The organism is Geodermatophilus sp. URMC 60, from assembly GCF_053502585.1.
On the sequence record NZ_CP199958.1, the window covers coordinates 1,379,853 to 1,406,041 of the forward strand.

27 protein-coding genes and 1 tRNA gene are annotated in these 26,189 nt (G+C 74.8%); 16 read left to right on the forward strand and 12 right to left on the reverse strand.

The genetic code is table 11. The features are described from left to right. Positions 1 to 267: 267 nt before the first annotated feature. Positions 268 to 1,860, reverse strand: a complete 1,593-nt coding sequence (locus ACWIX3_RS06590; RefSeq protein WP_448611276.1) for a phospholipase D family protein — start codon at positions 1,858 to 1,860, stop codon at positions 268 to 270. 74 nt (positions 1,861 to 1,934) lie between these two features. Between ACWIX3_RS06590 and ACWIX3_RS06595 the strand changes: the two genes are divergently transcribed. Together ACWIX3_RS06595 and ACWIX3_RS06600 are read left to right on the forward strand one after the other, a co-directional pair. After that, positions 1,935 to 3,203, forward strand: coding sequence for an aspartate kinase (locus ACWIX3_RS06595; protein ID WP_448611277.1), 1,269 nt, complete (start codon positions 1,935 to 1,937; stop codon positions 3,201 to 3,203). Continuing rightward, the gene (locus ACWIX3_RS06600) at positions 3,200 to 4,273 is read left to right on the forward strand and encodes an aspartate-semialdehyde dehydrogenase (RefSeq protein WP_448611278.1); all 1,074 of its coding nucleotides are present in this window, start codon (positions 3,200 to 3,202) and stop codon (positions 4,271 to 4,273) included. The genes ACWIX3_RS06595 and ACWIX3_RS06600 overlap by 4 nt, the downstream gene beginning before the upstream one ends. A gap of 72 nt (positions 4,274 to 4,345) precedes the next feature. Here ACWIX3_RS06600 and ACWIX3_RS06605 read toward each other — a convergent pair whose 3' ends face one another. The 5 genes from ACWIX3_RS06605 to ACWIX3_RS06625 form a co-directional block, all read right to left on the reverse strand. Next, positions 4,346 to 6,154 (reverse strand): prolyl oligopeptidase family serine peptidase, encoded by a 1,809-nt coding sequence (locus ACWIX3_RS06605; RefSeq protein WP_448611279.1) that lies wholly within the window; start codon positions 6,152 to 6,154, stop codon positions 4,346 to 4,348. 4 nt (positions 6,155 to 6,158) lie between these two features. Beyond that, on the reverse strand, positions 6,159 to 7,259 hold the full coding sequence (locus ACWIX3_RS06610) for a hemolysin family protein (RefSeq protein ID WP_448611280.1): 1,101 nt from the start codon (positions 7,257 to 7,259) through the stop codon (positions 6,159 to 6,161). Next, positions 7,256 to 8,614, reverse strand: coding sequence for a hemolysin family protein (locus ACWIX3_RS06615; RefSeq protein WP_448611281.1), 1,359 nt, complete (start codon positions 8,612 to 8,614; stop codon positions 7,256 to 7,258). Before ACWIX3_RS06615 ends, ACWIX3_RS06610 begins: the two co-directional genes overlap by 4 nt. A 103-nt stretch (positions 8,615 to 8,717) precedes the next feature. Next, positions 8,718 to 8,791: transfer RNA gene (locus ACWIX3_RS06620), tRNA-Pro, on the reverse strand. 82 nt (positions 8,792 to 8,873) lie between these two features. Further along, on the reverse strand, positions 8,874 to 9,785 hold the full coding sequence (locus ACWIX3_RS06625; protein WP_448611282.1) for a metallophosphoesterase: 912 nt from the start codon (positions 9,783 to 9,785) through the stop codon (positions 8,874 to 8,876). A gap of 54 nt (positions 9,786 to 9,839) precedes the next feature. On the opposite strand from ACWIX3_RS06625, the gene ACWIX3_RS06630 reads away from it, so the two are divergent. From ACWIX3_RS06630 to ACWIX3_RS06655, 6 genes are all read left to right on the forward strand, one after another. Continuing rightward, complete coding sequence (locus ACWIX3_RS06630) at positions 9,840 to 10,292, forward strand: GatB/YqeY domain-containing protein (protein ID WP_448611283.1); 453 nt, start codon at positions 9,840 to 9,842, stop codon at positions 10,290 to 10,292. 414 nt (positions 10,293 to 10,706) lie between these two features. After that, positions 10,707 to 11,786 carry a sigma-70 family RNA polymerase sigma factor gene (locus ACWIX3_RS06635; protein WP_448611284.1) on the forward strand — a complete coding sequence of 360 codons (1,080 nt, stop codon included), beginning with the start codon at positions 10,707 to 10,709 and terminating at the stop codon, positions 11,784 to 11,786. Beyond that, positions 11,783 to 12,688 (forward strand): STAS domain-containing protein, encoded by a 906-nt coding sequence (locus ACWIX3_RS06640; protein ID WP_448611285.1) that lies wholly within the window; start codon positions 11,783 to 11,785, stop codon positions 12,686 to 12,688. The genes ACWIX3_RS06635 and ACWIX3_RS06640 overlap by 4 nt, the downstream gene beginning before the upstream one ends. Continuing rightward, positions 12,685 to 13,074 (forward strand): STAS domain-containing protein, encoded by a 390-nt coding sequence (locus ACWIX3_RS06645; protein WP_448611286.1) that lies wholly within the window; start codon positions 12,685 to 12,687, stop codon positions 13,072 to 13,074. The genes ACWIX3_RS06640 and ACWIX3_RS06645 overlap by 4 nt, the downstream gene beginning before the upstream one ends. Continuing rightward, complete coding sequence (locus ACWIX3_RS06650; protein WP_448611287.1) at positions 13,071 to 13,355, forward strand: phosphatase RsbU N-terminal domain-containing protein; 285 nt, start codon at positions 13,071 to 13,073, stop codon at positions 13,353 to 13,355. Before ACWIX3_RS06645 ends, ACWIX3_RS06650 begins: the two co-directional genes overlap by 4 nt. A gap of 83 nt (positions 13,356 to 13,438) precedes the next feature. Further along, on the forward strand, positions 13,439 to 13,792 hold the full coding sequence (locus ACWIX3_RS06655; RefSeq protein ID WP_448611288.1) for a hypothetical protein: 354 nt from the start codon (positions 13,439 to 13,441) through the stop codon (positions 13,790 to 13,792). Positions 13,793 to 13,815: 23 nt separating this feature from the next. On the opposite strand, the gene ACWIX3_RS06660 is transcribed toward ACWIX3_RS06655, so the two are convergent. Genes ACWIX3_RS06660 through ACWIX3_RS06670 form a run of 3 tightly spaced genes read right to left on the reverse strand, consistent with a single transcriptional unit; the run spans position 13,816 to position 18,303 of the window. Further along, entirely contained in the window at positions 13,816 to 16,038 is a 2,223-nt protein-coding gene (locus ACWIX3_RS06660; protein ID WP_448611289.1) for a transglycosylase domain-containing protein, read from the reverse strand. Positions 16,039 to 16,081: 43 nt separating this feature from the next. Next, on the reverse strand, positions 16,082 to 17,314 hold the full coding sequence (locus ACWIX3_RS06665) for an ArsA family ATPase (protein ID WP_448611290.1): 1,233 nt from the start codon (positions 17,312 to 17,314) through the stop codon (positions 16,082 to 16,084). Beyond that, positions 17,311 to 18,303 carry an ArsA-related P-loop ATPase gene (locus ACWIX3_RS06670; RefSeq protein ID WP_448611291.1) on the reverse strand — a complete coding sequence of 331 codons (993 nt, stop codon included), beginning with the start codon at positions 18,301 to 18,303 and terminating at the stop codon, positions 17,311 to 17,313. The genes ACWIX3_RS06665 and ACWIX3_RS06670 overlap by 4 nt, the downstream gene beginning before the upstream one ends. Positions 18,304 to 18,444: 141 nt before the next feature. Here ACWIX3_RS06670 and ACWIX3_RS06675 point away from each other — a divergent pair, with 141 nt between their 5' ends. From ACWIX3_RS06675 to ACWIX3_RS06685, 3 genes are read left to right on the forward strand one after another with little or no spacing between them, the layout of a single operon-like run. Further along, entirely contained in the window at positions 18,445 to 18,618 is a 174-nt protein-coding gene (locus tag ACWIX3_RS06675; protein ID WP_089306094.1) for a hypothetical protein, read from the forward strand. A 7-nt stretch (positions 18,619 to 18,625) separates the two neighbouring features. Beyond that, on the forward strand, positions 18,626 to 19,099 hold the full coding sequence (locus tag ACWIX3_RS06680) for a RidA family protein (RefSeq protein WP_448611292.1): 474 nt from the start codon (positions 18,626 to 18,628) through the stop codon (positions 19,097 to 19,099). After that, positions 19,096 to 19,890, forward strand: coding sequence for an NUDIX hydrolase (locus ACWIX3_RS06685; protein ID WP_448611293.1), 795 nt, complete (start codon positions 19,096 to 19,098; stop codon positions 19,888 to 19,890). Before ACWIX3_RS06680 ends, ACWIX3_RS06685 begins: the two co-directional genes overlap by 4 nt. Positions 19,891 to 19,994: 104 nt before the next feature. Here the strand turns inward: ACWIX3_RS06685 and ACWIX3_RS06690 are convergent, their stop codons facing one another. Together ACWIX3_RS06690 and ACWIX3_RS06695 are read right to left on the reverse strand one after the other, a co-directional pair. After that, complete coding sequence (locus ACWIX3_RS06690; protein WP_448611294.1) at positions 19,995 to 20,669, reverse strand: Crp/Fnr family transcriptional regulator; 675 nt, start codon at positions 20,667 to 20,669, stop codon at positions 19,995 to 19,997. Positions 20,670 to 20,893: 224 nt separating this feature from the next. Continuing rightward, positions 20,894 to 21,136, reverse strand: coding sequence for a hypothetical protein (locus ACWIX3_RS06695; protein ID WP_448611295.1), 243 nt, complete (start codon positions 21,134 to 21,136; stop codon positions 20,894 to 20,896). A 155-nt stretch (positions 21,137 to 21,291) separates the two neighbouring features. Here ACWIX3_RS06695 and nth point away from each other — a divergent pair, with 155 nt between their 5' ends. From nth to ACWIX3_RS06720, 5 genes are all read left to right on the forward strand, one after another. Beyond that, positions 21,292 to 22,077, forward strand: coding sequence for an endonuclease III (gene nth / locus ACWIX3_RS06700; protein ID WP_448611296.1), 786 nt, complete (start codon positions 21,292 to 21,294; stop codon positions 22,075 to 22,077). Then, positions 22,074 to 22,664 (forward strand): redoxin family protein, encoded by a 591-nt coding sequence (locus ACWIX3_RS06705; RefSeq protein WP_448611297.1) that lies wholly within the window; start codon positions 22,074 to 22,076, stop codon positions 22,662 to 22,664. Before nth ends, ACWIX3_RS06705 begins: the two co-directional genes overlap by 4 nt. Beyond that, positions 22,661 to 23,422, forward strand: coding sequence for an NUDIX hydrolase (locus ACWIX3_RS06710; RefSeq protein WP_448611298.1), 762 nt, complete (start codon positions 22,661 to 22,663; stop codon positions 23,420 to 23,422). Before ACWIX3_RS06705 ends, ACWIX3_RS06710 begins: the two co-directional genes overlap by 4 nt. Before the next feature lie 143 nt (positions 23,423 to 23,565). Beyond that, positions 23,566 to 23,976, forward strand: coding sequence for a cupredoxin domain-containing protein (locus ACWIX3_RS06715; RefSeq protein ID WP_448611299.1), 411 nt, complete (start codon positions 23,566 to 23,568; stop codon positions 23,974 to 23,976). Positions 23,977 to 23,984: 8 nt separating this feature from the next. Further along, on the forward strand, positions 23,985 to 25,166 hold the full coding sequence (locus ACWIX3_RS06720) for a MarP family serine protease (RefSeq protein ID WP_448611300.1): 1,182 nt from the start codon (positions 23,985 to 23,987) through the stop codon (positions 25,164 to 25,166). Positions 25,167 to 25,237: 71 nt separating this feature from the next. On the opposite strand, the gene ACWIX3_RS06725 is transcribed toward ACWIX3_RS06720, so the two are convergent. Continuing rightward, entirely contained in the window at positions 25,238 to 26,167 is a 930-nt protein-coding gene (locus ACWIX3_RS06725; RefSeq protein WP_448611301.1) for an alpha/beta fold hydrolase, read from the reverse strand. Positions 26,168 to 26,189: the final 22 nt, after the last annotated feature.

Consider the following 26,189-nt stretch of genomic DNA (forward strand, 5'->3'; position numbering starts at 1 on the left):
CCGGCCATGGTGCGGTGGGAGACGCACGTGCGGGCCGGGCCGACCGCATCTGTGGACGAGTCCTGGTCGGCTCGAGCCAGGCGCGGAGGGTGTTCCCCCCGACAACCTCAGGCGTTGCTCACCCAGGGAAGCAGGAGCCGACATCTTTCGGGCCCTGCTCACAGGACGAAGCAGGGGTCGAGATCCTCGGGCCCTGCTCACACAGCGAAGCAGGGGTCGAGGTCGCGGGAGGACAGGGTCCGTGCGGGCCGGCCTGCTCCCCGCCGGTCAGAAGGCCTTGCGCAGCCGCATGCTCAACGGGCGGCCGTCGGGGTCGTCGACCAGGCGGTAGACCGGCGTGGCCCAGACCCGCGTGGGCAGGGACAGCCGCGGGGGTCGGTGCTCGCGCAGCCGGCCGCGCGGGCGCGGGCCGCGGCGGCCGCCGGCGTGCCAGGCGTCGAGCTCGGCGGCCGAGGCCTCCAGTGCCGCCACGAACGCCTCGGGGTCCAGCAGGTCGTCGTCCTCGCTGCCGTCGGCCGCCCGGTCCAGGTGCTCGCGGGCCAGTTCCAGGCGCAGGTCGCGGGCGAAGGTGCGGGCGCCGTCGCCGGTGCCGGCCGGGTCGCGGGGCTCGCGTGGATCCCGGGTCGTGTCCAGGACGGCCGAGGAGAGCTCGCTGTCGTGGGTCCAGGAACGCCGGTTGAAGTTGTCGCTGCCGACGCTGGCCCACACGTCGTCCACCACGCAGACCTTGGAGTGCACGTAGACCGGCGTCCCCTCGTGGTTCTCCACGTCGAAGACGTGCACCCGGTTGCGCCCGGCCCGCCGGCACATCTCCAGCGCCTGCCAGCGGCCCACGTACTGGGAGCGCGCCGCGACGGCGCCGTCCTGGTCGGGCACGCGCGGCACCACGACGACCAGGTGCAGCCGGGGGTTGCCGGCCAGCGCCTGGGCGAACAGCCGGGCGACGTCGGCCGACCACATGTACTGGTCCTCCAGGTACACCAGCCGGCGGGCCTCCTCGATGGCCTTCGAGTACCCGCGGGCCACCGACCGCTCGCCGCGCGGCGCGAAGTCGTACGGCGGCCGGATCGCCGGGTAGGTGCGCAGGTTCTGCACCACGTGGGGGCCGCACGGCGGCGGGGGCGGCAGCTGCGGCGGCAGCGGGTCGGGCTCCAGCCGCGCCCCCCGCAGCCGGTCGAGCACCCAGGCGATCGGGTTGCCCGAGTCGGCGTTGGTCGGGTCGTCCCAGCGCTCGCGGAACACGGTGTCGAGGACGCCGACCGTGGGCCCCCGCAGCATCAGCTGGACGTCGTGCCAGGGCGGCCGCTCCCCGTAGGCCGCCGACATCGCCAGCGGCTGCGGATCGCCGGCGTGCTCGGCGTCGTCACGGCGGCCGTGGCACAGGTCGATCCCGCCGACGAAGGCGACGTCCTGGGTCGGGTCCTGGTCGTGCCGCAGGACGACGAGCTTCTGGTGGTGGCTGCCGCCGCGGCGCACCCGCTGGTCGAGGATCACCTCTCCGCCGCCGTGCTCGACCTCGTCGTCCAGCGCCCGGTTCTCGGCCGCGCTGAACGACAGCCAGTCCACGTGCGAGCGCCACACCAGCCCCCGCACGCAGACGCCGCGGCGCACCGCGTCGGTGAACAGCTGGGCGACGGTGGGGCCGCCCGGGCGCAGCTGCTCGTCGGGGTCGCCCCGCCAGTCGGTGAAGAACAGGTGGTCGCCGGCGTCCAGGCGCTCGACGCACTCGACCAGCCGGTCGAAGTAGGCGGCGCCGTGCACGAGCGGCTCGGCGAGGTTGCCCTCGGTGTACGCGGGCAGCGACGTCGCCGGGTTGCCGCGCTCCTCGGCGGTCAGCAACCAGCGCTCCACGTCGTCCACGGAGTGATCACAGCGTCCTGCCCAGGGGGACGCAACCACGGTCGTCGCCGGGTACCTCGGTAGCCTGTCGACCCGTGGCCCTCGTCGTCCAGAAGTACGGCGGCTCGTCCGTCGCCTCCGCAGCGCACATCAAGCGCGTCGCCGAGCGGATCGTGGCGGCCAAGGAGGCGGGCGACGACGTCGTCGTCGTGGTCTCCGCGATGGGCGACACGACCGACGAGCTGCTCGACCAGGCCGCGCAGATCACCGACGACCCGGCCGGTCGCGAGCTGGACATGCTGCTCACCGCGGGCGAGCGCATCTCCATGGCCCTGCTGGCCATCGCGATCAACACCCACGGCTACGAGGCCCGGTCGTTCACCGGTTCGCAGGCCGGGGTGATCACGACCTCGAGCCACGGCAAGGCGCGGATCATCGACGTCACGCCCGGCCGGCTGCGGGACGCCCTCGACGAGGGCTCGATCGTCATCGTCGCCGGCTTCCAGGGCGTCAGCCAGGACACCAAGGACGTCACCACGCTCGGCCGCGGCGGCTCCGACACGACCGCCGTGGCCGTGGCCGCGGCGCTCGAGGCCGACGTCTGCGAGATCTACACCGACGTGGACGGCGTCTTCACCGCCGACCCGCGGATCGTGCCCAACGCCCGGCGGCTAGACACGGTGACGTACGAGGAGATGCTCGAGCTCGCCGCCTCCGGGGCGAAGGTGCTCATGCTCCGCTGCGTCGAGTACGCCCGCCGCTACGGCATCCCGGTGCACGTCCGCAGCTCCTACTCCCAGCTCCCCGGCACCACGGTGACCGGCTCGATGGAGGACCTCACGGTGGAACAGGCCATCATCACCGGCGTCGCGCACGACCGCTCCGAGGGCAAGATCACCGTCTTCGGGGTGCCCGACCGGCCGGGCGAGGCCGCGCAGCTGTTCCGCGTGCTCGCCGAGGCCGAGGTCAACGTCGACATGATCGTGCAGAACGTGTCGACGGCGGCCAGCAAGCTCGCCGACATCTCCTTCACGCTGCCCAAGAGCGACGGGCCGGCGGCCCTCGCCGCGCTGGAGAAGGTCAAGCACACCATCGGCTACACCGACGTCACCTTCGACCAGCACGTCGGCAAGGTGTCGCTGGTCGGAGCGGGCATGCGCTCCCACCCGGGCGTGTCCGCGCGCTTCTTCGGTGCGCTGGCCGACGCCGGTGTCAACCTGGAGCTGATCAGCACCTCGGAGATCCGCATCTCCGTGGTGTGCCGGGACACCGACGTGGACGTCGCCGTCCGCGCGGTGCACGACGCCTTCGACCTCGGCACCGACGAGGCGCAGGCGGTCGTCTACGGAGGGACGGGACGATGAGCACGCTGTCGAGCGGGCATGGCTCCAGCGACGGGTTGCGCGTCGGCGTCGTCGGCGCCACGGGCCAGGTCGGCGGCGTGGTCCGGCAGATCCTCGCCGAGCGCCGCTTCCCGCTCAGCGAGCTGCGCTTCTTCGCCTCCGCGCGCTCCGCGGGCAGCACCCTGCCCTGGGGGGACGGCGAGATCACCGTCGAGGACGCCGCGACCGCCGACCCCACCGGGCTCGACATCGCGATCTTCTCGGCCGGCGCGTCGACCTCGCGGGTGCAGGCGCCGCGGTTCGCCGAGGCCGGCGTGACCGTCATCGACAACAGCTCGGCCTGGCGCCGCGACCCCGACGTCCCGCTGGTCGTCGCCGAGGTCAACCCGCACGCCCTCGCCGAGGTGCGCACCGGGATCATCGCCAACCCGAACTGCACCACGATGGCCGCGATGCCGGTGCTCAAGCCCCTGCACGACGAGGCGCAGCTGGTCCGCATCGTGGCCAGCACCTACCAGGCGGTCTCCGGCAGCGGCCTGGCCGGTGTGGAGGAGCTCGACACGCAGGTCAAGGCGGTCGTCGACAAGGCCGCGGAGCTCACCCACGACGGGTCGGCGGTCGCCTTCCCGGAGCCGGCCAAGTACGTGAGGCCGATCGCGTTCAACGTGCTGCCGATGGCAGGGTCGCTGGTCGACGACGGGACGTTCGAGACCGACGAGGAGCAGAAGCTCCGCAACGAGAGCCGCAAGATCCTCGGCATCCCGGACCTGCGGGTCTCGGGCACCTGCGTGCGCGTGCCCGTTTTCACCGGGCACTCGCTGTCGCTCAACGTCGAGTTCGCCCGCCCGCTGACGGTCGAGCGCGCCACCGAGCTGCTGTCGACCGCGCCCGGCGTGGAGCTGACTGCCGTCCCCACGCCGCTGCAGGCGGCCGGCCGGGACCCCAGTTACGTCGGCCGCGTCCGTCAGGACCCCGGTGTCGACGGCGACCGCGGTCTGGCGCTGTTCGTCAGCAACGACAACCTGCGCAAGGGCGCCGCGCTCAACACCGTCCAGATCGCCGAGTTGATCCTGGCCAACCGGACGGCCTGAGAGCCGACCACCCACGGGTACGGACCAGCAGAGCCGGGTCCGGCCGGGCGGGGCGTCACAGCGGTGGTCCGCTCAGGGCTGCACGTGGCGCAGCGCGAAGTCGAGGGCGACCTCGACCTGGCGGATGGTCTCCTCGATGACCAGCGAGCCGTGGCCGGCGTCGAAGCGGTACACCTCGTGCGGCTTGCCCAGTTCCTCCAGGCGCGCCAGGTAGTTGTCGATCTGCCGGATCGGGCAGCGCGGGTCGTTGGCGCCGGCGACGACGAGCACCGGCGCGGCCACCGCCTCGGCGTAGGTGATCGGCGAGGAGCGCACGTAGACGTCGCGCACCTCGTCCGGTGACCCGCCGAACAGCGCCCGGTCGTAGGCCCGCAGGCCCTCCATCTCGTCCTCGTACGCGGCCAGGTAGTCGGCCACCGGCACCTCGGCGATCCCGGCGGCCCAGCGCTCGGGCTGGGTGCCCAGACCCAGCAGGGTGAGGAACCCGCCCCAGGAGCCGCCCGAGATGAGCGCCCGCGACGGGTCGAGGAAGTCCTCCTCGACCAGCGCGTCGTAGACGGCGGCGACGTCCTCGAGCTCGGTGAGCCCGGGGCGGCCGGTGAGCGCATCCCGCCAGGCGCTGCCGTAGCCGGTGGACCCGCGGTAGTTCACGTGCACCACGGCGTACCCGGCGTCGACGTAGGCCGCGCGGCGGGCGCGGTAGGAGTCGTCGTCGGCCGCCTCCGGGCCGCCGTGCACCAGGAACGCCGTCGCGTACGGTGCCGGTCCGGCCGGGCGCACCACCAGGGCGTGGACGTCCCCGCCCGGGCCGGGCACCCAGCGGTCCTCGACCGGGTAGGCCGCCGGCGGCTCCTCACCGGGTGCGGCCAGCACGACCGGGCCGTCGGCTCGCCGGATGACCGGCGGCCGCTCGGAGTTCGACCAGGCCAGCTCCACCGCGCCGTCCGGACGGGCGGTGGCCCCGCGGACGACGCCGCGCGGGGTGTCCAGCCGCTCCAGCGCGCCGCTGGCCAGGTCGTAGCGGTACAGCTCGCTGCGCGCGGCGTGGTCGTGGCCGACCAGCAGCGCCGAGCCGTCGGGGTACCAGCCGGCGGTCACGTCGCCGGGCAGGTCGAGCACGATCTCGGTCTCGGTGTCGCTGCCGACGTCCCAGACGAGCAGCTCCTCGCGGCCGCGCCGCTCGTGGCCGACCAGCAGCCGGCGGTCGCCGTCCAGCGGGGCGAACTCCAGGGCGTGCAGGCCGCGCCCCTCGCCGTCCCACTTCTCGGCGACGACCGAGGGCGCGTCCTCGGTGGAGGTGTCGGTGCGCAGCACGCGCAGCGCCGGGTAGCGCGGGTCGCCGTGCTCGGAGTGCGAGATGACCAGCAGGTCCTCGTCGTGGGTGAGCGCGTCGACCGACGCCGGGTCCTCGTGCCGGTAGACGACCCGCGGCGTGCCGCCGGAGGGCGCCAGCCACAACTCCGAACCGTCGTCGGTGGAGCGGCCGATGGCGACCACGGAGCGGCCGACCTCCAGGCCCGCCGGGTAGGCCGGCCCGACCTCGGGGACGGCGACGCGGTCGTCCCCGCCGGCGAAGGGCTGGGTCATCCAGACGCCGAACTCGTCACCGTCGGTGTCGGCGAACCACCAGATCGTCCCGCCGTCCGGGCTCAGGGTGCCGATCAGCGTGCCGTTGGCCCGGTCGGTCGCCTGCCGGTGGGCGTCGGTGGTGCGGTCCCACGCGTACTGCTCGACGACGCCGCTGACGTCGGAGGCGTACAGGCTGCGGTGCGGGGCCTCCAGCGCCCAGTCGGGCAGGCTCACCCGGGGCGCGCGGAAGCGGGCCTGCCAGCGGGCGGTGACCTCGGGGGGGAGGGGGGAGGAGGTCGGCTCGTCGATCACCGGCTCATCTTCCCCCGGCGCCGGCACCGGCCTCCGCGCCGCCCCGGGCCGGCTCCTCGAGCCGGCGGTAGGTCTCCGCGGCCGCGTCGCGGATGTCGCCGATGAGCCGCTCGAGCACGTCCTCCAGCGCGACCACGCCGACGGTGCGCTCGCCGTCGAGCACCCGGCCCAGGTGCGCACCGGCGTCCCGCATCGCCGTCAGCACGTCGGGCAGGGCCGCGCCGGGCTGCAGCGGGATGAGGCCGATGACGTGCTCGTCGGCGATCGGCCGGTCGCGGGCCGCGGCGTCCACCCCGAGCACGTCCTTGACGTGCACGTAGCCGAGCAGCGCGCCGTCGTCGTCCCGCACCGGGTAGCGGCTGAAGCCGTGCTCGGCGACGACCGCCTCCAGCTGCCGGGGCGTCGTCGAGCGCGGCACGGTCACCAGCCGGTCGAGGGGGAGGAGCACCGAGTCCAGCTCGTCCCGGTCGAAGGTCAGCGCTCCCGCGGCCAGCTCACCGACCTCGCTGCCCAGGCGCCCCTCCCGGCGCGACTGGTTGATCATCGAGCGGATCTCGGCCTCGTCGAAGCTGGCGGCCACCTCGTCGGTGGGCTGCACGCCGGCCAGCCGGACCAGCCCGTTCGCCGCGGCGTTGAACAGCCGGATCACCGGCCCCAGCACCCGGACGAACGCCGCCAGCGGCGGGCCGAGCACCAGCGCGGCGCGGTCGGGCCCGGCGATGGTGATGTTCTTGGGCACCATCTCGCCGAGCACCATGTGCAGCACGGTCACGATGGACAGCGCGATGACCAGCGCGATCGGGTGCAGCAGCCCCTCGGGGACGCCGAGGGCGGCCATCGGCGCCTCGATGAGGTGCGCCACGGCGGGCTCGCCGACCGCACCGAGGCCCAGCGAGCACAGCGTGATGCCCAGCTGGGCGCCGGCCATCATGGCCGACACGTTGCGCATCGCGCGGATGGTCGTGCGGGCCCGCGCCGAGCCGGCCGCCGCCCGCGGCTCCAGCTGGTCGGGCCGAGCGGTGACCAGCGCGAACTCCGCGGCCACGAAGAAGGCGTTGCCGAGCAGCAGCGCCACCAGCACGAGCAGGCTGAGGACGTCGCTCACGCGGCGGGCTCCTTCTCGGTCTCGGTCTCGACGAGCCGGACGGCGGTCGCCCCCGACGCGTAGCCCTCGCGCATCCGGGCCCGTATGCGGGCCACCCGCCGTCCCTCGATCGTCTCCACGGTCAGCTCCCCGCCCTCGAGGGGCACCGTGTCCCCGATGTCGGGCAGCCGCTGCAGCTGCTCGGCGAGGTAGCCGCCGAGCGTCTCGTAGCGGCCCTCGGGCACCGGGACGCCGGTGCGCTCGCGGACCTCGTCGGGGCGCAGCAGGCCCGACAGCAGCCAGGTCTGCTCGTCGACGCGGCGCAGCAGCCGCAGCGGTCGGTCGGTCTCGTCGGCGATCTCGCCGACGACCTCCTCCACGATGTCCTCCAGCGTCACGACGCCGTGCGTGGCGCCCCACTCGTCGACGACCAGGGCCATCTGCAGGCCCTCCTCGCGCAGCAGGTCCAGCAGCCGCTCGACCCGCAGCAGCGAGGGGACGGTGAGGATCGGCACGGCCAGCTCCTCGGCCATGACGGCGTCCCGCCGGTCCTCGGGGACGGCGACGGCGTGCTTGACGTGCACCAGCCCGGTGACCTCGTCGAGCCCGGCGCCGTAGAGCGGGAAGCGGGAGCTGCCCGAGGCGACCGCGGCGGTGATCACGTCGGCCGCGGTGGCATCGGCGTGCAGCGCCCACATCTGCGTGCGCGGGGTCATCACGTCGGCGGCGACCTTGTCCCGCAGCGCCAGCGAGCGCTCCAGCAGCCGGGCCGCACGCGGCGAGAGATCACCCTCCTCGGCCGACCGGCGGGCCACCGCGGCCAGCTCGTCGGCGCCGCGCGCGGAGTCCAGCTCCTCGCGGGGCTCGAAGCCCAGCCGCCGGACGATCGCGTTGGCCAGGGCCTGCAGCGCGTGCACGACGACACCGGCGACCCGGGTGAACGCGCGCATGCCGGGCGCCACCGCGGCGGCGACCGGCAGCGGGCGGGCGATCGCCAGGTTCTTGGGGCCCAGCTCGCCCAGCAGCATCTGCAGCGTGGTGGCCAGCGCCAGCGCCAGGCCGTAGGAGACGCCGGTGACCCACCCGGCGGGCAGGCCGGCCGCCTCCAGCGGGCCGCGGAGCAGCTGGCCCAGCGCGGGCTCGGCGAGGTAGCCGACGACCAGCGTGGTGATCGTGATGCCCAGCTGGGCGGCCGAGAGCTGGGTGGACAGCGTGCGCAGCGCCGCGACCACGCCACGGGCCCCGCGGTCCCCGGACGCCGCGGCCTGCTCGGCCCGCCCGCGGTCGACGGTCGTCAGCGAGAACTCGGCGGCCACGAAGAAGCCGGTCAGTGCCGTGAGCACGACGGCGGCGAGGAGGAGCAACCACTCGGTCATCGGGGGGCCCGGTGCCCGGAAGTCGGGCGCGCCAACCCACAGCGCGAGCCGGACGACCCCGGGAACGACTCAGGGGCCGCCTTCCGGCGGCCCCTGAGCAGGGTCGGGGTGACAGGATTTGAACCTGCGACCTCGTCGTCCCGAACGACGCGCGCTACCAAGCTGCGCCACACCCCGAGGTGCCGGACGAGTCTAACTCCCCGGTCCGGGCGGGTCGGCGGCGGGGCACGGGAGGGACGAGCAGGAGGGGGGTACTCCTTCAGCCCTGGCGGGCGGTGAGGGTGAGCAGGGTCGCCTCGGGCGGGCAGGCGAACCGGGCGGGCGCGTAGGGGCTGGTGCCCAGGCCGGCGGAGACGTGCAGCCAGGTGCCGTTCGGATGGGCCGCCGACGGCTCCGCCCAGCGGTGCAGCCAGCGGACCCGGGCCCGGTCGATGCCGCAGTTGGTCACCAGCGCGCCGTAGAAGGGCACCCGCAGCTGCCCACCGTGGGTGTGGCCGCACAGCAGCAGGTCGTGGCCGTCGGCGGCGAAGCGGTCGAGCACCCGCGGCTCGGGTGAGTGCGCCAACCCGACGCGCAGGTCCGCGGTGGGGTCGGCGGGCCCGGCAACCAGGTCGTAGCGGTCGCGGCGGAGGTGGGAGTCGTCCACGCCGGCGAAGGCGATCCGCCGTCCGCCGACCACGAGCTCGCCGCGGGCGTTGGTGAGGTCGATCCAGCCCCGGGCGGTGAGCCCGTCGCGCAGGTCCCGCCAGGGCAACTCGTCGCCGTGCACGCGTTTGTGATCGCGCTTGAAGTACTTGAGCGGGTTCTTCGGCCGGGGCGCGTAGTAGTCGTTGCTGGCCATCACGAAGGCGCCGGGCAGGTCCAGCAGCGGCTCGAGCGCCCGCAGCGTCCCGGGGACCGCGTCGTGCCCCGCCAGGTTGTCCCCGGTGTCGACCACCAGGTCCGGCTGCAGTTCCGCCAGCGAGGCCACCCACTCCTGCTTGGACCGCTGCCCGGCGGTCATGTGCAGGTCGGACAGGTGCAGCAGCCGCAGGGGCGCCGAGCCGGGCGCGAGCACCGGCACGTCGAAGCGGCGCAGCGTCCAGCGGTTGCGCTCGTAGAGGGAGGCGTAGGCGATCCCCGCGGTCGCGGACCCGAGGACGGCGGCCGGGAGGGCTGTGGTCGCGCGCACGACAGCCCAGATTACGGGCGCGTCGCGCGAGTGCGCCGTGCGAGGCTGCCACCCGTGTCCGACCTCAAGGAACAGCTGCGCTCCGACCTGACCACGGCGATGAAGTCCCGCGACGAGCTGCGCACCGCCACGCTGCGGATGGTGCTGGCCGCGGTCAGCGCGGAGGAGGTGGCCGGCAAGGAGGCCCGCGAGCTCAGCGACGACGAGGTGCAGGCGGTGCTGCGCCGCGAGGCCAAGAAGCGCCGGGAGGCCGCCGACGCCTTCGCCGGCGCCGGCCGCACCGAGCAGGCCGACCGGGAGCGGGCCGAGGGCGACGTGGTCGCCGCCTACCTGCCCGCGCAGCTGGAGGACGCCGACCTCGCCGCGCTGGTCGCCGACGTCGTGACCCGCACCGGCGCCAGCGGGATGAAGGACATGGGCCGGGTCATGGGTGCGGTGCAGAAGGAGGTCGCGGGCCGGGCCGAGGGCGGCCGGGTGGCCGCCGAGGTCCGCCGCCAGCTGGCCTGAAGACGGACCCCGTCCTCCTCACCCCTCGCGAGCTCGGGGGGAGCCTCTGGACAGGGCCGGGGGAGCAGGGGCCGAACCGGCCGGCGGAACCGGGTCACGGGCCCGCCGGCCGGGGTCCTCGGGAGTCGCCCCTGCTCGGCGTGCGGTCCCGGCGCCTCTCGCGGGGACCGCTTCGGGTGGTGCACCGGTGAAGACGTCGCCATCCGGTGCGGCTGACGAGGACCGCTGGACCGCTCCTCCTGCGTCCGGCGCGGTGTCACCCCTGGTGGGACCGCGGGCCGCTGCCCCGGCGCGCCGGCAGGACCGGCCGACGCGACCCCGCTGTCGTCGTCATGCAGGGACGCCGAGAGCGTCCGGGCAGCGGGGCGGTCCGCCGGGGCGCCGGAGGAGACTGCCGGGCGTACCGTCTCGCGGATGGCGGCCGTCGAGCCGGTGGGGAGCCCGGGAGGCGACTGCGGGTCTGCGGACGTCGCAGCGCTGATCCCGCTGGTGCGCCGGATCGTGGCGTCCCGCGTCCCCGACCGGGCGACCGCCGACGACCTGGTCCAGGAGACCCTGACCCGGGTCCTCGCCGCCGCCGGCCGGGTGGAGCCGGGGATGCTGGAGCCCTACGCGATCGTGACGGCGCGCAACGTCGTCGCCTCGATGTGGCGGGACCAGGACCGGCAGCGACGGCACCAGCACCGCGTCGTCGACCTGCGGCCCCCCGAGGCGCCCGACGAGGACGTCCTCGCGCGCGAGGACCGCGCCGCCGTCGCCGAGGCCCTGACCCGGCTGTCCGACCGCGAGCGGGCGACGCTGCTGGCCCACGAGGTCTCCGGCCAGGACACCCGGTCGCTGGCGGTCGAGCTCGGGTCCACCGCCGGTGCGGTGGCCGCCCAGCTCAACCGCACCCGCGCCCGGTTGCGGGTCGAGTACCTGCTGGTGTCCGAGCGGGTGGAGCCGCCGACGGAGCGCTGCCGCCCGGTTCTGCTGGCCATCTCGGGCGGTGATCGCCGTCGCCAGCGCGAGGTCGACGCCGCCCGCCACCTGCTGGAGTGCGACCTGTGCGCGCGGCTCTCCGAGCCCCTGGTGGGACGCGGGCGGTCCCGGGACGACGCCGTGCGGGTCGCCGTGCGTGCCGACGCCGACGTCGTCGCTGCCCGGCAGGCCGCCCGGGAGGTGGCCACCCGGCTCGGGTTCCCCTCCACCGAGGTCACGCTCATCGCCACGGCGGTCTCGGAGATCGCCCGCAACATCGTGCGCTTCGCGGACTCCGGCGAGGTCGTCGTGGCGGAGGTGCAGGAGCCGAGGGCGGGGATCTCCATCGTCGCCCGCGACGCCGGCCCGGGGATCCCCGACGTCGACCAGGCGCTGCAGGACGGCTACAGCACCTACCAGGGGCTCGGGCTGGGGCTGCCGGGCGCACGGCGGCTGATGGACGAGTTCGCGGTGGTCTCCGAGACCGGCCGCGGCACGACGGTGACGATGACGAAGTGGCGGGGAGAGGCATGACCAGGTACGAGGACCCGAGCGTGACCGTGGCCCCGACGGACGCCACGGGCGACCTCGACGGGGAGACCCTCCTGCCGCAGCTGGTGGCGCACCTGCGCGAGCACCGCACCCGGCTCCGTCAGGAGTGGGTCGGCCGCATCCAGGAGGCCCACCTCCTGCAGGCGATGACCGGCCAGGAGATGTCCGCCGAGACCACGCTGGTCTACGACAACTACGTCGAGGTCCTGGAGACCGGCAGCGTGGAGGCCCTGCAGCACTACGCTCGCGACCTGTCCGAGCGGATCATCCCGCGCGGCGTGGAGACCCACGAGGTCGTCGGCATCGTGCTCCTGCTCCGCGACGTCCTGGCCAGGTCGCTGTTCGAGAAGTACCAGCGGGACTTCGGGTTGCTCAACCGGGTGCTCGACGCCTACGAGCCGGCGGCCAACCGGATCGCCAACACCGTGGCCGTCAGCTTCGTCGAGGAGCGCGAGCGGGTCATCCGGCAGCAGCAGGACGCCATCCGCGAGCTCTCGACGCCGGTCCTGCCGGTCCGCGAGCGGCTGCTGATCCTGCCGATCATCGGCGTGCTGGACCGGGAACGGGCGCGGCAGCTGACCGTGCAGCTGCTCGGTGGCATCCGCACGCACCGGGCCAAGGTGGTCGTCGTCGACATCACCGGCGTCGCGGACGTCGACGAGTCCGTCGCCAACCACCTGGTGCGGACGGTCGACGCCTCGCGGCTGATGGGTGCCAGCGTGATCATCACGGGGCTGTCCCCGGAGATCGCCCAGACGCTGGTCACCATAGGCGTCGACCTGTCGAAGATGAACACCATCGGGGACCTGCAGGGTGGCCTCGAGGAGGCCGAGCGGCTCCTGGGGTACGCGGTGTCCCGCGAGGACGGGAACGGTGGTCCGTGAACGGCGGCCCCCGGCTCTTCTCGATCCTGCGGCAGGGCCCGTACCTGATCGCCTCGATCCACACCGCGCTGGACGACTCGCAGCTGGTGCGGTTCCAGCAGGACCTGGTGGAACGGATCGGCGCCGACCGTGCGCGGGGGGTCGTCATCGACGTGGCCGCACTCGACGTCCTGGACTCCTTCGCGTCCCGGACGCTGCGCGACATCGCCGAGATGGCCCGGCTGCGCGGGGCGGCGACCGTGGTCGTCGGGATCCAGCCGGACGTCGCGTTCGCCATGGTGCAGCTCGGCATGGACACCGGCCGGGTGGTCACCGCACTCGACCTGGAGGAGGGCCTGGCCGAGCTGGACCGGTACGTCGGGGTGCCGCCGGCGCCGCGGACATGACGGTCCGCGAGCCCCTGCTGCGCGACTACCGGGCCGCCTTCCTGCGGTACCTGTCGCGGCACGAGGAGTCCGCGCTCGACACCGGCTACCAGCTGGGGCGCGGTGCCCTGGCCGGCGGCCGGAGCCTGCTCGAGGTCGTCCAGGTCCATCACGACGTGCTGACCGAGGTGCTCCGGGACAGCCCGGTCGACGAGGTCGCCCTCATCGCCCGGTCGGCGTCGGACTTCCTCGTCGAGGTGCTGGCCAGCTACGACATGGCGCGGCGCGGCCCGGACTCCTGAGCCACCCAGCCCGCGTCATCCCCGCACCCCGGGCGCGTCCTCCTCTGCGACAGGTCACCGTCGATCACGAGGAGGTGGCGACCGTGACCGTGCGCGGCGCCGTCGACAGAACTGCAGCCGGGGCCTCCGGACCCCCCGATGGGGGCTCGGCGCCGCCCCGGCCGTCGTTCGAGAACCGCCGGGAGATGCTCGACCTGCTGCGCCGGTTCGCCATCCACGTGGAGACCGCCAACGTGCTGGACGACCGGGCCGGCCGGTGCACCAACCCCCACCTCGCCGCGGTGCTGCGGGAACGCGCCTACGCCCGCAGGCGGATGGCGGAGCGTGTGTGGGCCGAGCTGGTCCGGCAGGGCGTCCCCCTGGTCCGGCGCCGTCCTCCGGGCACGGGGGGAGAGGGTGGCGGGGACCGCCCCGTCGACCGAGGCCTGCGCCGCTGATCCTCGGCGACCGCCGCGGCGGCTCAGCCGTTCGGGTCGCCGTCGCGGTCGCGGTCGCCCACGTCGCCGCGGTCGCCGTTGCCGACCGGGCCGGTGGGCGCCGCGGCCCGCGGAGCCGCCGCCGGGTCGCCCGGAGCGCGCACGGCCGGCGACTGGGCGGCCGGGGCGGCCGGCTCCGGCTGGTCGGCGGCTGCCGGGGCCCGCGTCGAGGCGGCCGGCTCCTGCTGGGAGGCCGCCGGAGCCGCGGTGACGGGTGCCGGCGCGGTGAAGGGCACCGCCGGCTGCCCGGCGAGGACCGGCGCCATCGCGTTGCGCCAGATCGTCGCCGGCATGCCGCCACCGAAGCCCCGGACCTGCTCGCGCTCCTTGGGGTTGTAGATCATGACGCTGGCCGTGTACTGCGGGGTGTAGCCCACGAACGCCACGGAGAGGTTGTCCTGGCTGGTGCCCGTCTTGCCGGCGATCCGGTGGCCGCGGACGGCGGCGTTGCGGCCGGTGCCGAAGGGCGACTCGGTGTCCCCGACCAGCACCTGGTTGAGGGTCGTGGCCACCTCGGTCGGGACCGCGTCGGGCGTGCACCCGTCGTCGCGGACGACCGGCCGGCCCTCGTCGTCGGTGAGCGGCTCGCCGTTGCGGTCGAGGACGGCGGTCACGGGCGTCGGGTCGCACTGGGTGCCGTTGGCCGCCAGCGTCGAGTAGGCGCTGGCCAGGGCCAGCGGGCTGGTCGACTCGGGACCGAAGGTGAACGACCCCCGGTTCTCGTCGATGATCTGCTGCGGCAGGCCCGGGTCGTTGAACTGGAACAGCCCCATCCGCTCCGCCATGCGCACCGGACCCTCCACGCTGCCCAGCTGGTCCTCCAGGGCCAGGAAGTACGTGTTGGACGAGCGCACCAGGGCCTCGGACATCGACAACGTCCGCGGGTAGCTGTTCCCGACGTTCTCGACGTCGTAGCGCCCGGCGCCGTCCCGGTACACGCGGGAGACGTACGGTTCGCTCGCGGTGATCACGTGCGAGACGGGGAAGCCCTCCGCGAGCGCGGCGGCCGCGGTGAAGACCTTGTAGGTGGACCCGGAGCCCTGGCCGGGGACGACGTTGAGGTTCACCGACTCGCACTCGGGGCCGTCGCAGCCGAAGCGGCGGTTGGCGCTCATCGCCAGGATGTGGCCGGTGCCCGGCTCCACGGCGGTGAACGTCCCGGCCAGCGAGTCGCCCATCGCCAGCGAGCCCAGGACCGCCTGGTCACCGGAGCGCTGCAGGTCCGGCCGCAGGGGCGTCTGGATGGTCAGGCCGCCGTTGTCGATGAGCTCCTGGCTCAGCCCGAGCGTGCCGGTGAGGTAGTCGGCCAGGTAGGCGCAGAAGAAGCCGCCGATCGTGGCGTCGATGCAGCCGTTGGGTGGGGCGGCGCCCTGCGCGACCTGCACCGGCTGCGCCGACACCTCGTCGAACTGCGCCCGGTCGATCTGGCCGAGGTCCAGCATCCGCTGCAGCACCTGGTTGCGGCGGTTGACCGCGTTCTCCGGGTTGGTGACCGGGTCGTCGTTCGACGGGCTCTGCACCAGGCCGGCCAGCATGGCCGCCTGCGGCAGGGTCAGGTCGGCGGCGTCGACGCTGAAGTAGCGCTGCGCCGCGGCCTGCACCCCGTAGGCGCCCTGCCCAAAGTACACGAGGTTGAGGTAGCGGGTGAGGATCTCGTCCTTGGAGTACTCCTCCTCCAGGGCGAGGGCGATCCGCGCCTCACGCAGTTTGCGGCCCACGCTCTCCTCGGTGGCCGCCTGCCGCTCCTCGGGGGTGTCGGCGGTCTGCGCGAGGGTCTGCTTGACCAGCTGCTGGGTCAGCGTCGAGCCACCCTCCCGGACCGAGCCGGCCGCCACGTTGGTCGCCAGTGCCCGCAGCGTGCCCTGCACGTCCAGGCCGTTGTGCACCTCGAAGCGGGAGTCCTCGATCGCCACCAGCGCCTGCTTCATGACGGGGGCGATCCGGTCGGAGGCCACCGGCGTCCGGTTGTCCCGGTAGAACATGGTGATCAGCGAGCCGTCGGCCGCCAGCACGCGGGTGTTGCCCGCCGGCGTCTCGTCGGTGAGCTCGACCGGCAGGGCGTCGAGCAGCGAGGCGGAGTTGCGCGCGGCGAGGCCGGTGCCGCCCACGAAGGGCAACAGCATGCCGGCGACCAGGGCACCGGCGAGGACGATCGTCGCGGCGAGCTTCGCGAGGACCCGGGCGCGATCGGGGGCGACGGGAGACATCGGGCGCCAATGTACGTGGCGGTCGGCTCCGGGGCGTCCGCGCTCAGCGACGGCGCGCGGGGAGGATCCGTCGCCGCGGCACACCCGTCGGCGTGTCGCCGTCCGGACCGGTCAGCGCGTCGGCCATACCGCGCAGCCCGTCGAGGTCGTGCACGTCGCCGGCGGCGGCCGGCACGGTCCGGACGGCGACCTCCGGGTGGGCGCTGGTGAACCGGTCGGCCAGGTGCTGCTCGCGGGAGGCCAGCGTCATCCGCTCGGCGTGCACCCGCAGCGCCCCGGCGGCGAGCTCGGCGCCCTCCCCGCCGGCCTCGAGGACCTCCTCGGCGGCCCCGTCGGCGCGCGTCGCCGACAGCGCCGTCGTCGTCGGCGGGTGGGTGCGGTTGAGCACCAGACCGGCCAGCGGCATCTGCTCGGCCGACAGCCGGTCGACGAAGTAGGAGGCCTCCCGCAGCGCGTCGGGCTCCGGCGTCGCGACGACGAGGAACCAGGTGCCCGGCCGGCGCAGCAGCTCGTAGGTCGCGGTCGCGCGCTCCCGGAAGCCGCCGAACATGGTGTCCAGCGCGGCGACGAAGGAGGAGATGTCGCGGAGCAGCTGCCCGCCGAGGATCTTGGAGATGATCCGGCTGAAGAACATGAAGCTCGCGCTCGCGATCCTGAAGCCGGTCCGGCTCGGCGCGGTGAGCAGCCGGATCATCGTGCCGTCGAGGAAGCGGCTCATCCGGTTCGGGGCGTCGAGGAAGTCCAGCGCCGACCGCGAGGGCGGGGTGTCGACGACGATGAGGTCCCACCGGTCGCCGGCACGCAGCTGGCCCAGCTTCTCCATCGCCATGTACTCCTGCGTCCCGGCGAAGGACGAGGACAGCGTCTGGTAGAAGGGGTTCTCGAGGATCTGCTGCGCCCGCTCGGGCGTCGAGTGCGCCACGACGATGTCGTCGAAGGTGCGCTTCATGTCCAGCATCATCGCGTGCAGCTCGCCCTTGACCCCGGGGACGTCGACCCGCCGCGGCTCGTTGTCCAGCTCCACCAGGCCGAGGGACTGGGCCAGCCGTCGAGCCGGGTCGATGGTGAGGACGACGACCGTGCGGCCGGCCTCGGCGGCGGCCAGTGCCAGGGCCGCCGACGTCGTCGTCTTGCCCACGCCGCCGGCGCCGCAGCAGACCACGATCCGGGTGTCGGGGTCGGTGACCAGCTCGGCGAGCTCGAGCGGGAGGGCCTCCGGCGCGGGCGGTGCGGGCGGGCGCGGGTGCCGGCGGGTGCGCTCGGTCGTCTGGGTCATGCCGCCACCTCGGTCCGCAGGTGCTCCTCGAGCCGGCCGGCGAGCTGGAACAGCGCGCCGAGGTCCATCGGGCCGGGCAGCAGCGGCAGCTCGACGGTCGGGCGGCCGAGCGCCTCGACCTCGTCGCGCAATTCGTCCTGGGCCGCCCAGCGCCGGGCGTGCTCGGTGGCCTCGGCAGCCAGCGCGTCGGCCAGCCCCGGGACGTCCCGCAGCCCCGCCGCGGCCAGGGCCGGCGCCAGGTCGGCTCCGCTCAGCCCCGACCCGGCGGCGCGGGCGAGCGCCGGCTCGGGCAGCGCCGGCTCGGCGGCCATGTTGACCACGACCGAGCCGACGGGCAGCCCGACCGCGGTGAGCTCGGCGATGGCGTCGGCGGTCTCCTGGACCGGCATGTCCTCGAGCAGCGTCACCAGGTGCACCGCCGTCTGCGGTGACTTGAGCACGGCCATGACGCCGTCGCTCTGCGTCTTGATCGGGCCGGAGCGGGTCAGCCCGGCCATCTCGCCGGTGACGTTGAGGAAGCGGGTGATGCGGCCGGTCGGCGGGGCGTCCACCACGACGGCGTCGTAGACCGGACGGCCGTCGTGGCGGCGGGTCACCGCTTCCTTGACCTTGCCGGTGAGCAGCACGTCGCGCAGGCCCGGGGCGATCGTCGTGGCGAAGTCGACGGCGCCGACCCGGCGCAGCGCCCGCCCGGCCCGGCGCAGGTTGTAGAACATCTCCAGGTACTCGAGGAGGGCCTCCTCGACGTCGATCGCCAGGGCCTTGACCTCGCCGCCGCCGCGGGCGACGGCCACCCGCCGCTCCTCGTAGGGCAGCGGTGGGGTGTCGAACAGCTGGGCGATGCCCTGGCGGCCCTCGGTCTCGACGAGCAGCACCTGGCGGCCGTCGGCGGCCAGGGCCAGGGCGAGGGCGGCGGCGACCGTGGTCTTCCCGGTCCCGCCCTTCCCGGTGACGACGTGGCAGCGCACGGAAGAGGGGGCCGGACTCACGGACACGAGCCTAAGAGCCGAAGGACCCTCCTGCTCCCCACCGTTCGTCGAAGGACCCCGTCCCTCCCACCCCTCGCAGGCTCGGGCGAGCCTCCGGACGGGGCCGGGACGAGGCCGGAGGGCTGCGCTAGCGTCGCGCCCATGAGCGAACCGGCCCGCGTGAGGTGGGAGTACGCCACCATCCCGCTGCTGATCCACAACACCAAGGCGATCCTCGACTCGTGGGGCGTCGACGGGTGGGAGCTGGTCACCGTGCTGCCCGGCCCGGGCGGGGCCGACCAGCCCGTCGCCTACCTCAAGCGCCCCGCCGGCTGACCGGGTCATGACCAGCCCGCAGACCTCCAGCTGGCACGCCCGGCTGGCCGAGCTCGGCATCCGGCTGCCCGCGGTCGCCGCACCGGTCGCCGCCTACGTCCCGGCGGTGCGCAGCGGCCAGCTGGTCCACACCTCCGGTCAGCTGCCCTTCGTCGACGGCGGCCTGCGCCGCACCGGCAAGGTCGGCGGCTCGGTCGACCCCGAGGACGCCGCGCACGACGCCAAGCTGTGCGCCCTCAACGCCCTGGCCGCGGTCGACGACCTGGTGGGGCTCGACGAGGTGGCCCGCGTCATCCGGGTCGTCGGCTACGTGGCCAGCGCGGAGGGCTTCACCGGCCAGCCGCGGGTGGTGAACGGCGCCAGCGAGCTGCTCGGCCGGATCTTCGGGGAGGCCGGCCGGCACGCGCGCAGCGCCATCGGTGTGGCCGAGCTGCCGCTGGGCGCCCCCGTCGAGGTGGAACTCACGGTCGAGCTGAGGTGAGCGCGGAGCCGAAGCAGGCGGCCACCGTGCTGCTGCTGCGGGACGGCACCCCCGGCCTGGAGGTCTACCTGCTCCGGCGCACCCGCGGGATGCCCTTCGCGGGCGGGATGACCGCCTATCCGGGCGGGGGCGTCGACCCGCGGGACGGCGACGTCGAGACCGCGTGGGCCGGACCGTCGCCCGCCGAGTGGGCGCACGCCTTCGGTTGCGACGAGCGGACCGCACGGGAGCTGGTCTGCGCGGCGGTCCGCGAGACGTTCGAGGAGGCCGGCGTCCTGCTCGCCGGCGCGGCCGACGGCGGCGACGTGGTACCTGACGTGTCAGGGGAGGACTGGGAGACGCAGCGCCAGGCCCTGCTGGCCCGGGAGCTGTCGCTCGCGGAGCTGCTCGCCGACCGTGGGCTGGCGCTGCGGTCGGACCTGCTGCGGCCCTTCGCGCACTGGATCACCCCGCCGGCCGAGCCGCGGCGCTACGACACCAAGTTCTTCGCGGCGGCGCTGCCGGTCGGGCAGGAGGCCCGGCACGTCACCGGTGAGGCCGACGAGGTGACCTGGCTGACCCCGTCCGCGGCGCTGGCCGAGATGAGCGCCGGCACGCGGCCCATGCTGCCGCCGACGATCCACACCCTCGGACAGCTGGAGACCTTCGCCGGCGTGGCCGCGGCCCTCGCCGGGTCGCCGCCGGAGCCGCTGCACCCGATCTGCCCGTCCTTCGCCGACGAGCCCGACGGTCGCTGGGCCGTGCTCCCCGACGGCACCCGCATCCGGATGGTCGTGCCGCTCCCTTCGTGACCCTCCGGGGTCACACCGCGGGCAGTCGAAGGGCCCCGTCCCCTCACCCCTCGCAGGCTCGGGACGGGGCCCACTCGGCACGACGGCCCTGGCCGGATGCGGTGTCAGCGCGCGCGTCGGCGCAGGCGCTCCTCGTCGAGGACGACGACCGACTTCCCCTGCAGCTGGATCCAGCCGCGGTGCACGAAGTCGGCCAGCGCCTTGTTCACGGTCTCGCGCGAGGCGCCGACCAGCTGGGCCAGCTCCTCCTGCGTCAGGTCGTGCTTGACGCGCAGGCCCTCGCCCTCGCGGCTGCCGAACCGGTCGGCCATCTGCAGTAGCGCCTTGGCGACCCGGCCCGGGACGTCGGTGAAGATCAGGTCCGCCACCGAGTCGTTGGTGCGGCGCAGCCGGCGGGCCAGTACGTGCAGCAGCCGCTCACCGACCTCGGGGTGCGCCTCGATCCACGGGCGCAGCACCGACTGCGGCATGCGGGCCAGCTTGACGTCGGTGACCGCGGTGGCGGTCGCGGTGCGCGGGCCGGGGTCGAAGACCGACAGCTCCCCGAACTGGTCGGAGGGCCCCATCACGGCCAGCACGTTCTCGCGGCCGTCGGGCGACCGGCGGGAGAGCTTGATCTTGCCGGAGATGACGATGTAGAGGCTGTCCCCCGGCTCGCCCTCGTTGAAGATCACGCGGCCGCGGGGGAGCGTCACGGTCTCCAGGCGGCTCGCGACCGGGTCCACCGCCTGTTCCGGCAGCCCCTGGAAGAGCCCCGACTGGGCCAGCACCTCGTCCACTACGCGTCCTCTCGCACACACACCTGGGCACACCGGCACGCAGCCGGCCCGGTCTGCGAGCCGCTCCGTCGCGGCGCCGCCGGAGTGAGTCTAGGGGTCTGTGCGGATCGTCACCCGATCGGTGCGTCCTGCCGCCACCCCGAGGGGTGAGGAAGAGCAGGTCAGACGCCCTCCCGGCTCGATCCCGCGGTCGGTACCCGATCGGCGGGGCTGGGAGTCCTCTCTCACACGACGGGCGGCTCGGCCCCGCGACGCACCCGTGACGCGCGACGGCGGCGCCACCGGGACATGGCCCGGCGGATCCCGGAGTTGGCCAGCGTGTCGACCTCGCCGGCGCTCGCGGTGGAGAGGAACTCGGCCACCTCACGGGGGCCGGCCGGCCGGCGCAGCGGCTCCTCGACGCGCTCCATCACCAGCAGGAAGGCGATGACCAGGGGCGGGAACAGGATGACGCTGAGGGCGACCACCGGCTCCTCCTCTCTCCTCGTCGGGGACGCGGACCGGACCTGCCGGTTCGCGCGTGCACTCCTGTGTACCCCGGGGCGCCGCGCGGGACGCCCCGACCACGGCGGTCGCGATGATGACACGGGCCGTGTCAGCCGATCCGCCTACTCTCGATCGCGTGTCCTCGCCCGCCTACGCCCGGCCCGTCCCGCCGCGTGCCCGCCGCGCCGCTGCACGGGGCGGCTCCCCGTTCGACCCGCAGGAGACGCCGCTGGCGCGCACCCGCCGGGCCCGGCGGATGGCCCGCGAGCTGGCGCTGATCCACCCCGACGCGCACTGCGAGCTCGACTTCACCAACGCCTTCGAGCTGCTGGTGGCCACCGTGCTGTCGGCGCAGACGACCGACAGGACGGTCAACCGGGTCACCCCGGCGCTGTTCGCGAAGTACCCCGACGCCCAGGCCCTGGCCGGCGCCGACCGCGCGGAGCTCGAGGAGATCCTCAAGCCCACCGGCTTCTTCCGCGCCAAGGCCAACTCGGTGCTCGGCCTCGCGCAGGCGCTGCTCGAGCGGTTCGACGGCGAGGTCCCGGGCCGGATGGCGGACCTGGTCACCCTGCCCGGTGTGGGCCGCAAGACCGCCAACGTCGTCCTGGGCAACGCCTTCGACGTCCCGGGGCTGACCGTGGACACGCACTTCGGCCGGCTGGTCCGGCGGTTCGGCTGGACGGCGGAGGAGGACCCGGTCAAGGTCGAGTCGGTCGTCGCGGAGCTGCTGCCCAAGCGCGAGTGGACCATGTTCAGCCACCGCGTGATCTTCCACGGCCGGCGGGTCTGCCACGCCAAGAAGGCCGCGTGCGGCGCGTGCGGCCTCGCCCAGTGGTGCCCCTCGTACGGCATCGGCCCGACGGACCCGGAGGTCGCCACGAAGCTGGTCAGGACCCCGGCCGCCTCGGACACCGAATGAGCGCACGCACCACCACGGCGGCCGGCGTGCTGGCGCTCGGGCTCGCGCTCGCCGGGTGCACCCCGGGTGCCGCGGAGGAGCCCGGCGGGACGGCGGCGTCCCCGGCGCCCGATCCGCTGGCGGCGCTGGCGCCGTGCCCGGAGCCGCCCGACCGCGCGGCGGAGGGGGCGCAGACGCTGCCGGCCCTCGACCTCACCTGCCCGGGTGGCGGCTCGCTCGACCTCGGCCGCGCCCCGGGCGTCCCCACCGTGGTGAACCTCTGGGCCAGCTGGTGCGGTCCCTGCCGCGAGGAGCTGCCGCTGGTGCAGCAGCTGGCCGACGCCGGCGGCGACCGGCTGTCCGTGGTCGGCGTCATCAGCAGGGACGGCGCTCCGCAGGCGGGGTCCTTCGCCGCGGACGCCGGCGCCACCTTCCCCAGCGCCTTCGACGGCGAGGGCGAGCTCATGGCCGAGCTGGGCCTGGGCGCGCTGCCCTACACCTACCTCCTCGACGCCGACGGCGGGATCGCCCACGTCCAGGTCGGGCCGGTCGCCGACCTCGCCGAGCTCGAGGGCCTGGTCGCCGAGCACCTCGGGGTGACGCTGTGACCGACGCGCACACCACCGACGCGTCGCTGCCGGAGTACCTGCGCCGGCTGCTCGCCGCGGGCGACCTGCCGCTGCGCCACCGGATGCCCCGGCCGACCTCGACCGCCCGGCGCTCGGCGGTGCTCATCCTCTTCGGCGAGGGCCCGCGCGGCGCCGACGTGCTGCTGATCGAGAAGTCCGCGCACCTGCGCACCCACGCCGGGCAGCCCGCCTTCCCCGGCGGCGGCGCCGACCCCGGCGACGACTACCCGGTGGGCACCGCGCTGCGGGAGGCCGAGGAGGAGGCCGGCATCGACCCCGACGGCGTGCGCGTGCTGGCCACGCTGCCGGAGCTGTTCCTCGGCCCCTCGGACAACCTCGTGGTGCCGGTCGTCGGCTGGTGGGACGACCCGCGCGAGGTCACCGTCGGCGACCCGCGGGAGGTGGCCCGGGTGGCGCGGGTGCCGTTGGCGGAGCTCGCCGACCCGGCCAACCGCTTCCGCATCCGGCACCCGTCGGGCTACGTCGGCCCGGCGTTCGGCGTCGCCGGCATGGTCGTCTGGGGCTTCACCGGCGGCCTGCTCGACGCCATCCTCGAGGCCGCCGGGCTGGCCCGGCCGTGGGACGCGACCGACGTGCGGTCGCTGCCGGCGCTCGGCGCCCGGCGCCCGCAGCTGCCCGGCACCCTCGACCCCGTGGACGACGAGGACGCCGCCGCGCCGACGGTCGCCGACCCCGCGCCCGACGGCCCTCCGGCAAGTACCGTTCCCCCGCGATGAAGGGTAGAAGGGGAAGGACCCCGTCCTCCTCACCGGTGAAGGACCCTCCTGCCCCCCACCGTTCGCAGGCTCACGGCGGGGCCCTGCAGGAGGGCCGGCGGCGAGCCCCTGGACGGGGTGGGGGTCCCTGCAGGCAGGTCGCTGTGGTCGCCGCCGCAGTGGTCCTGCTCGTCGGGTGCGGCGACGGGGGGACGTCGGGTGGGCAGGCGGCGCCGTCGTCCGGTCCGGCGCCGGGCGCGGTGACGACTGCGCCCGACGGCGTCCAGGAGGTCACGCTGCAGACGCAGGACGACTACGTCTTCACCCCGAGCACGTTCACCGTCGCGCCGGGCGAGGTGCGGCTGACCGTGGTCAACGTCGCCGAGCAGCTGACCCACAACTTCCGCTTCACCCCGGACGACGGCCCCGCGCCGATCGAGCCGGAGATCCCGCTGCTGACGCCGGGGGAGACCCGCACCATCGAGTTCACCGTGACCACGCCTGGTGAGTACGGCTTCGAGTGCAGCTTCCACACCCAGTTGCAGCAGGTCGGCACCATGACGGTCAGCGGCTGAGCACCGGCATGTCGATCGTCGACCTGGTCCTCATCGGCCTGGCCCTGGTCTTCGCCTTCTCGGGCTTCCGGCAGGGCGTGATCGTCTCGGCCGCCTCCTTCTTCGGTTTCTTCGGCGGCGCGGTCCTCGGCGCGCAGCTGTCCCGGCCGGTGGCCGACCGGCTCGACGGGACGGCGACCACGCGGGTGTTCGCGGCGCTGGTCGTCGTCCTCGCCGCCGCGCTGCTCGGGCAGGTGCTCGCCGGCGCGGTCGGCCGGGCGGTGCGCCGTCGCGTGACGTGGCAGCCGGCCGAGCTCGTCGACTCGGTGGCCGGGGCGGTGCTGTCGGCGGTCGCGGTGCTGCTGGTCGCCTGGATGGTGGCCACCCCGCTGGCCAACGCGCCGTTCCCCCAGGTCTCCCTCCAGGTGAAGCAGTCGGCGCTGGTGCAGGCGGTCGACCGCACCGTCCCGGCCGGGATCCGCGGGGTCTACGACTCGCTGCGGGAGGCGATCGACCGCAACGGGCTGCCCGACGTGCTCGACCCGCTGACCCCCACCCAGGTCCCGGACGTCGCGGCGCCGGACGAGACGCTGCGGACCAGCCCGGTCGTGCAGTCCGTGGCGGGGTCGGTGGTGCAGATCAGCGGGGTCGCGTCGTCGTGCTCCCGGCAGATCGACGGCTCCGGCTTCGTCTACGCGCGGGAGCGCGTGATGACCAACGCGCACGTGCTCGCCGGTGTCAGCGACCCGGTCGTGACCGCGGAGGGCGCGGAGTACGACGCCGTCCCTGTGTACGTCGACGAGGAGACCGACGTCGCGGTGCTCGCCGTCCCCGGACTCCCGCAGGTCCCGCTGGGGTTCTCGGCAGGGCCGGCCGACTCGGGCGACAGCGCGATCATCATGGGCTACCCCGGCGGCGGCGGGCTGTTCGTCGGGCCGGCGCGGGTGCGCGACCGCACCGACATCAGCGGCCCGGACTTCCGCAACGAGCAGACCGTGGTCCGCGACGTCTACGCCCTCTACGGCGAGGTGCGCGCCGGCAACTCCGGCGGCCCGCTGTTCGACCCGGAGGGCCAGGTGCTCGGCGTCGTCTTCGCCTCGGCCATCGACGACCCGCTCACCGGCTACGCGCTCACCTACGAGCAGGTCGAGGACGCCGCCGTGACCGGCCAGGCCTCCTCCGCCCCGGTGCCGACGGGCGCCTGCGAGTAGGAGGAGGACCCCCTGCCCCCCACCGCTCGCAGGCTCACGGCGGGATCCCGCGGGGGGCCGGACGCCCGGCTTCAGCCGGCGGCCCAGGCGGCCAGCGCCGCGTTGACCTCCTCGGGCACCTCCTCGTGCGGGAAGTGTCCGACGCCGGGCAGCTCCCGCCACTCGTAGGCCCCGGCGACGTAGCGGCCCGACCCGCGGGCGGAGGACGGCAGCACGCAGGGGTCGAGGACGCCGTGCAGCTGCAGGGTCGGCGCGGTGACCGGCGCGGCCATCCGGCGGGCGTAGCGCAGCCCGTCGGGGCGCAGCTGGGAGCGGCCGGCCCAGCGGAAGTACTCCATCGAGCCGTAGGCCGCCTGCGGGATGCGGGCGGCCGAGCGGTAGCGCGACACCGCCTCGGCGAACCCGGGGGTGGCGGTCCAGCCCGGTCCGGCCCAGCGGCGCATGAGCTCGGCCACCGGGTCGTCGTCGGCCCGGGTCAGCCGGCGCTCGGGCAGCCGGGGCAGCTGGAAGCCCAGGATGTGGCGCAGCGCGCGCCGCTGGGCCCGGTCGGTCAGCGCCGCCCGCAGCTGTCGCGGGTGCGCCATGGAGACCACGGCCAGCCGGCGGACGCTGCGCGGGTGCAGCGCGGCCATCGTCCAGGCCACCAGCCCGCCCCAGTCGTGCCCGACGACGGCGGCGTCCTGCTCGCCCAGCGCGCGGACCAGCGCGGCGACGTCGGCGGCGGCGGTCGGCAGGTCGTAGCCGCGCGGCGGCTTGTCGCTGCCGCCGTAGCCGCGCAGGTCGGGCGCGACGGCGCGGAAGCCGGCCGCGGCCAGTGCCGGCAGCTGCGACCGCCAGGCCCACCAGAACTCGGGGAAGCCGTGCAGCAGCAGCACCAGGGGGCCCTCGCCGGCCTCGGCGACGTGCAGCCGGACGCCGTTCGCCGACAGGTCGCGGTGCGCCCACGGGCCCGGCAGCAGGACGCTGGTGGCGTCCGGCCGCTGCTCGTCGGGGCTGCTCACCGGTGCGGGCGCGGGGCGCGCC

Bases quoted from the DNA above. Each gene is read 5' to 3' on its own strand.
- ACWIX3_RS06600 (WP_448611278.1), top strand. From the start codon at position 3,200: ATGAGCACGCTGTCGAGCGGGCATGGCTCCAGCGACGGGTTGCGCGTC.
- ACWIX3_RS06615 (WP_448611281.1), bottom strand. From the start codon at position 8,614: ATGACCGAGTGGTTGCTCCTCCTCGCCGCCGTCGTGCTCACGGCACTG.
- ACWIX3_RS06635 (WP_448611284.1), top strand. From the start codon at position 10,707: ATGGCGGCCGTCGAGCCGGTGGGGAGCCCGGGAGGCGACTGCGGGTCT.
- ACWIX3_RS06640 (WP_448611285.1), top strand. From the start codon at position 11,783: ATGACCAGGTACGAGGACCCGAGCGTGACCGTGGCCCCGACGGACGCC.
- ACWIX3_RS06650 (WP_448611287.1), top strand. From the start codon at position 13,071: ATGACGGTCCGCGAGCCCCTGCTGCGCGACTACCGGGCCGCCTTCCTG.
- ACWIX3_RS06660 (WP_448611289.1), bottom strand. From the start codon at position 16,038: ATGTCTCCCGTCGCCCCCGATCGCGCCCGGGTCCTCGCGAAGCTCGCC.
- ACWIX3_RS06665 (WP_448611290.1), bottom strand. From the start codon at position 17,314: ATGACCCAGACGACCGAGCGCACCCGCCGGCACCCGCGCCCGCCCGCA.
- ACWIX3_RS06675 (WP_089306094.1), top strand. From the start codon at position 18,445: ATGAGCGAACCGGCCCGCGTGAGGTGGGAGTACGCCACCATCCCGCTG.
- ACWIX3_RS06680 (WP_448611292.1), top strand. From the start codon at position 18,626: ATGACCAGCCCGCAGACCTCCAGCTGGCACGCCCGGCTGGCCGAGCTC.
- ACWIX3_RS06705 (WP_448611297.1), top strand. From the start codon at position 22,074: ATGAGCGCACGCACCACCACGGCGGCCGGCGTGCTGGCGCTCGGGCTC.
- ACWIX3_RS06720 (WP_448611300.1), top strand. From the start codon at position 23,985: ATGTCGATCGTCGACCTGGTCCTCATCGGCCTGGCCCTGGTCTTCGCC.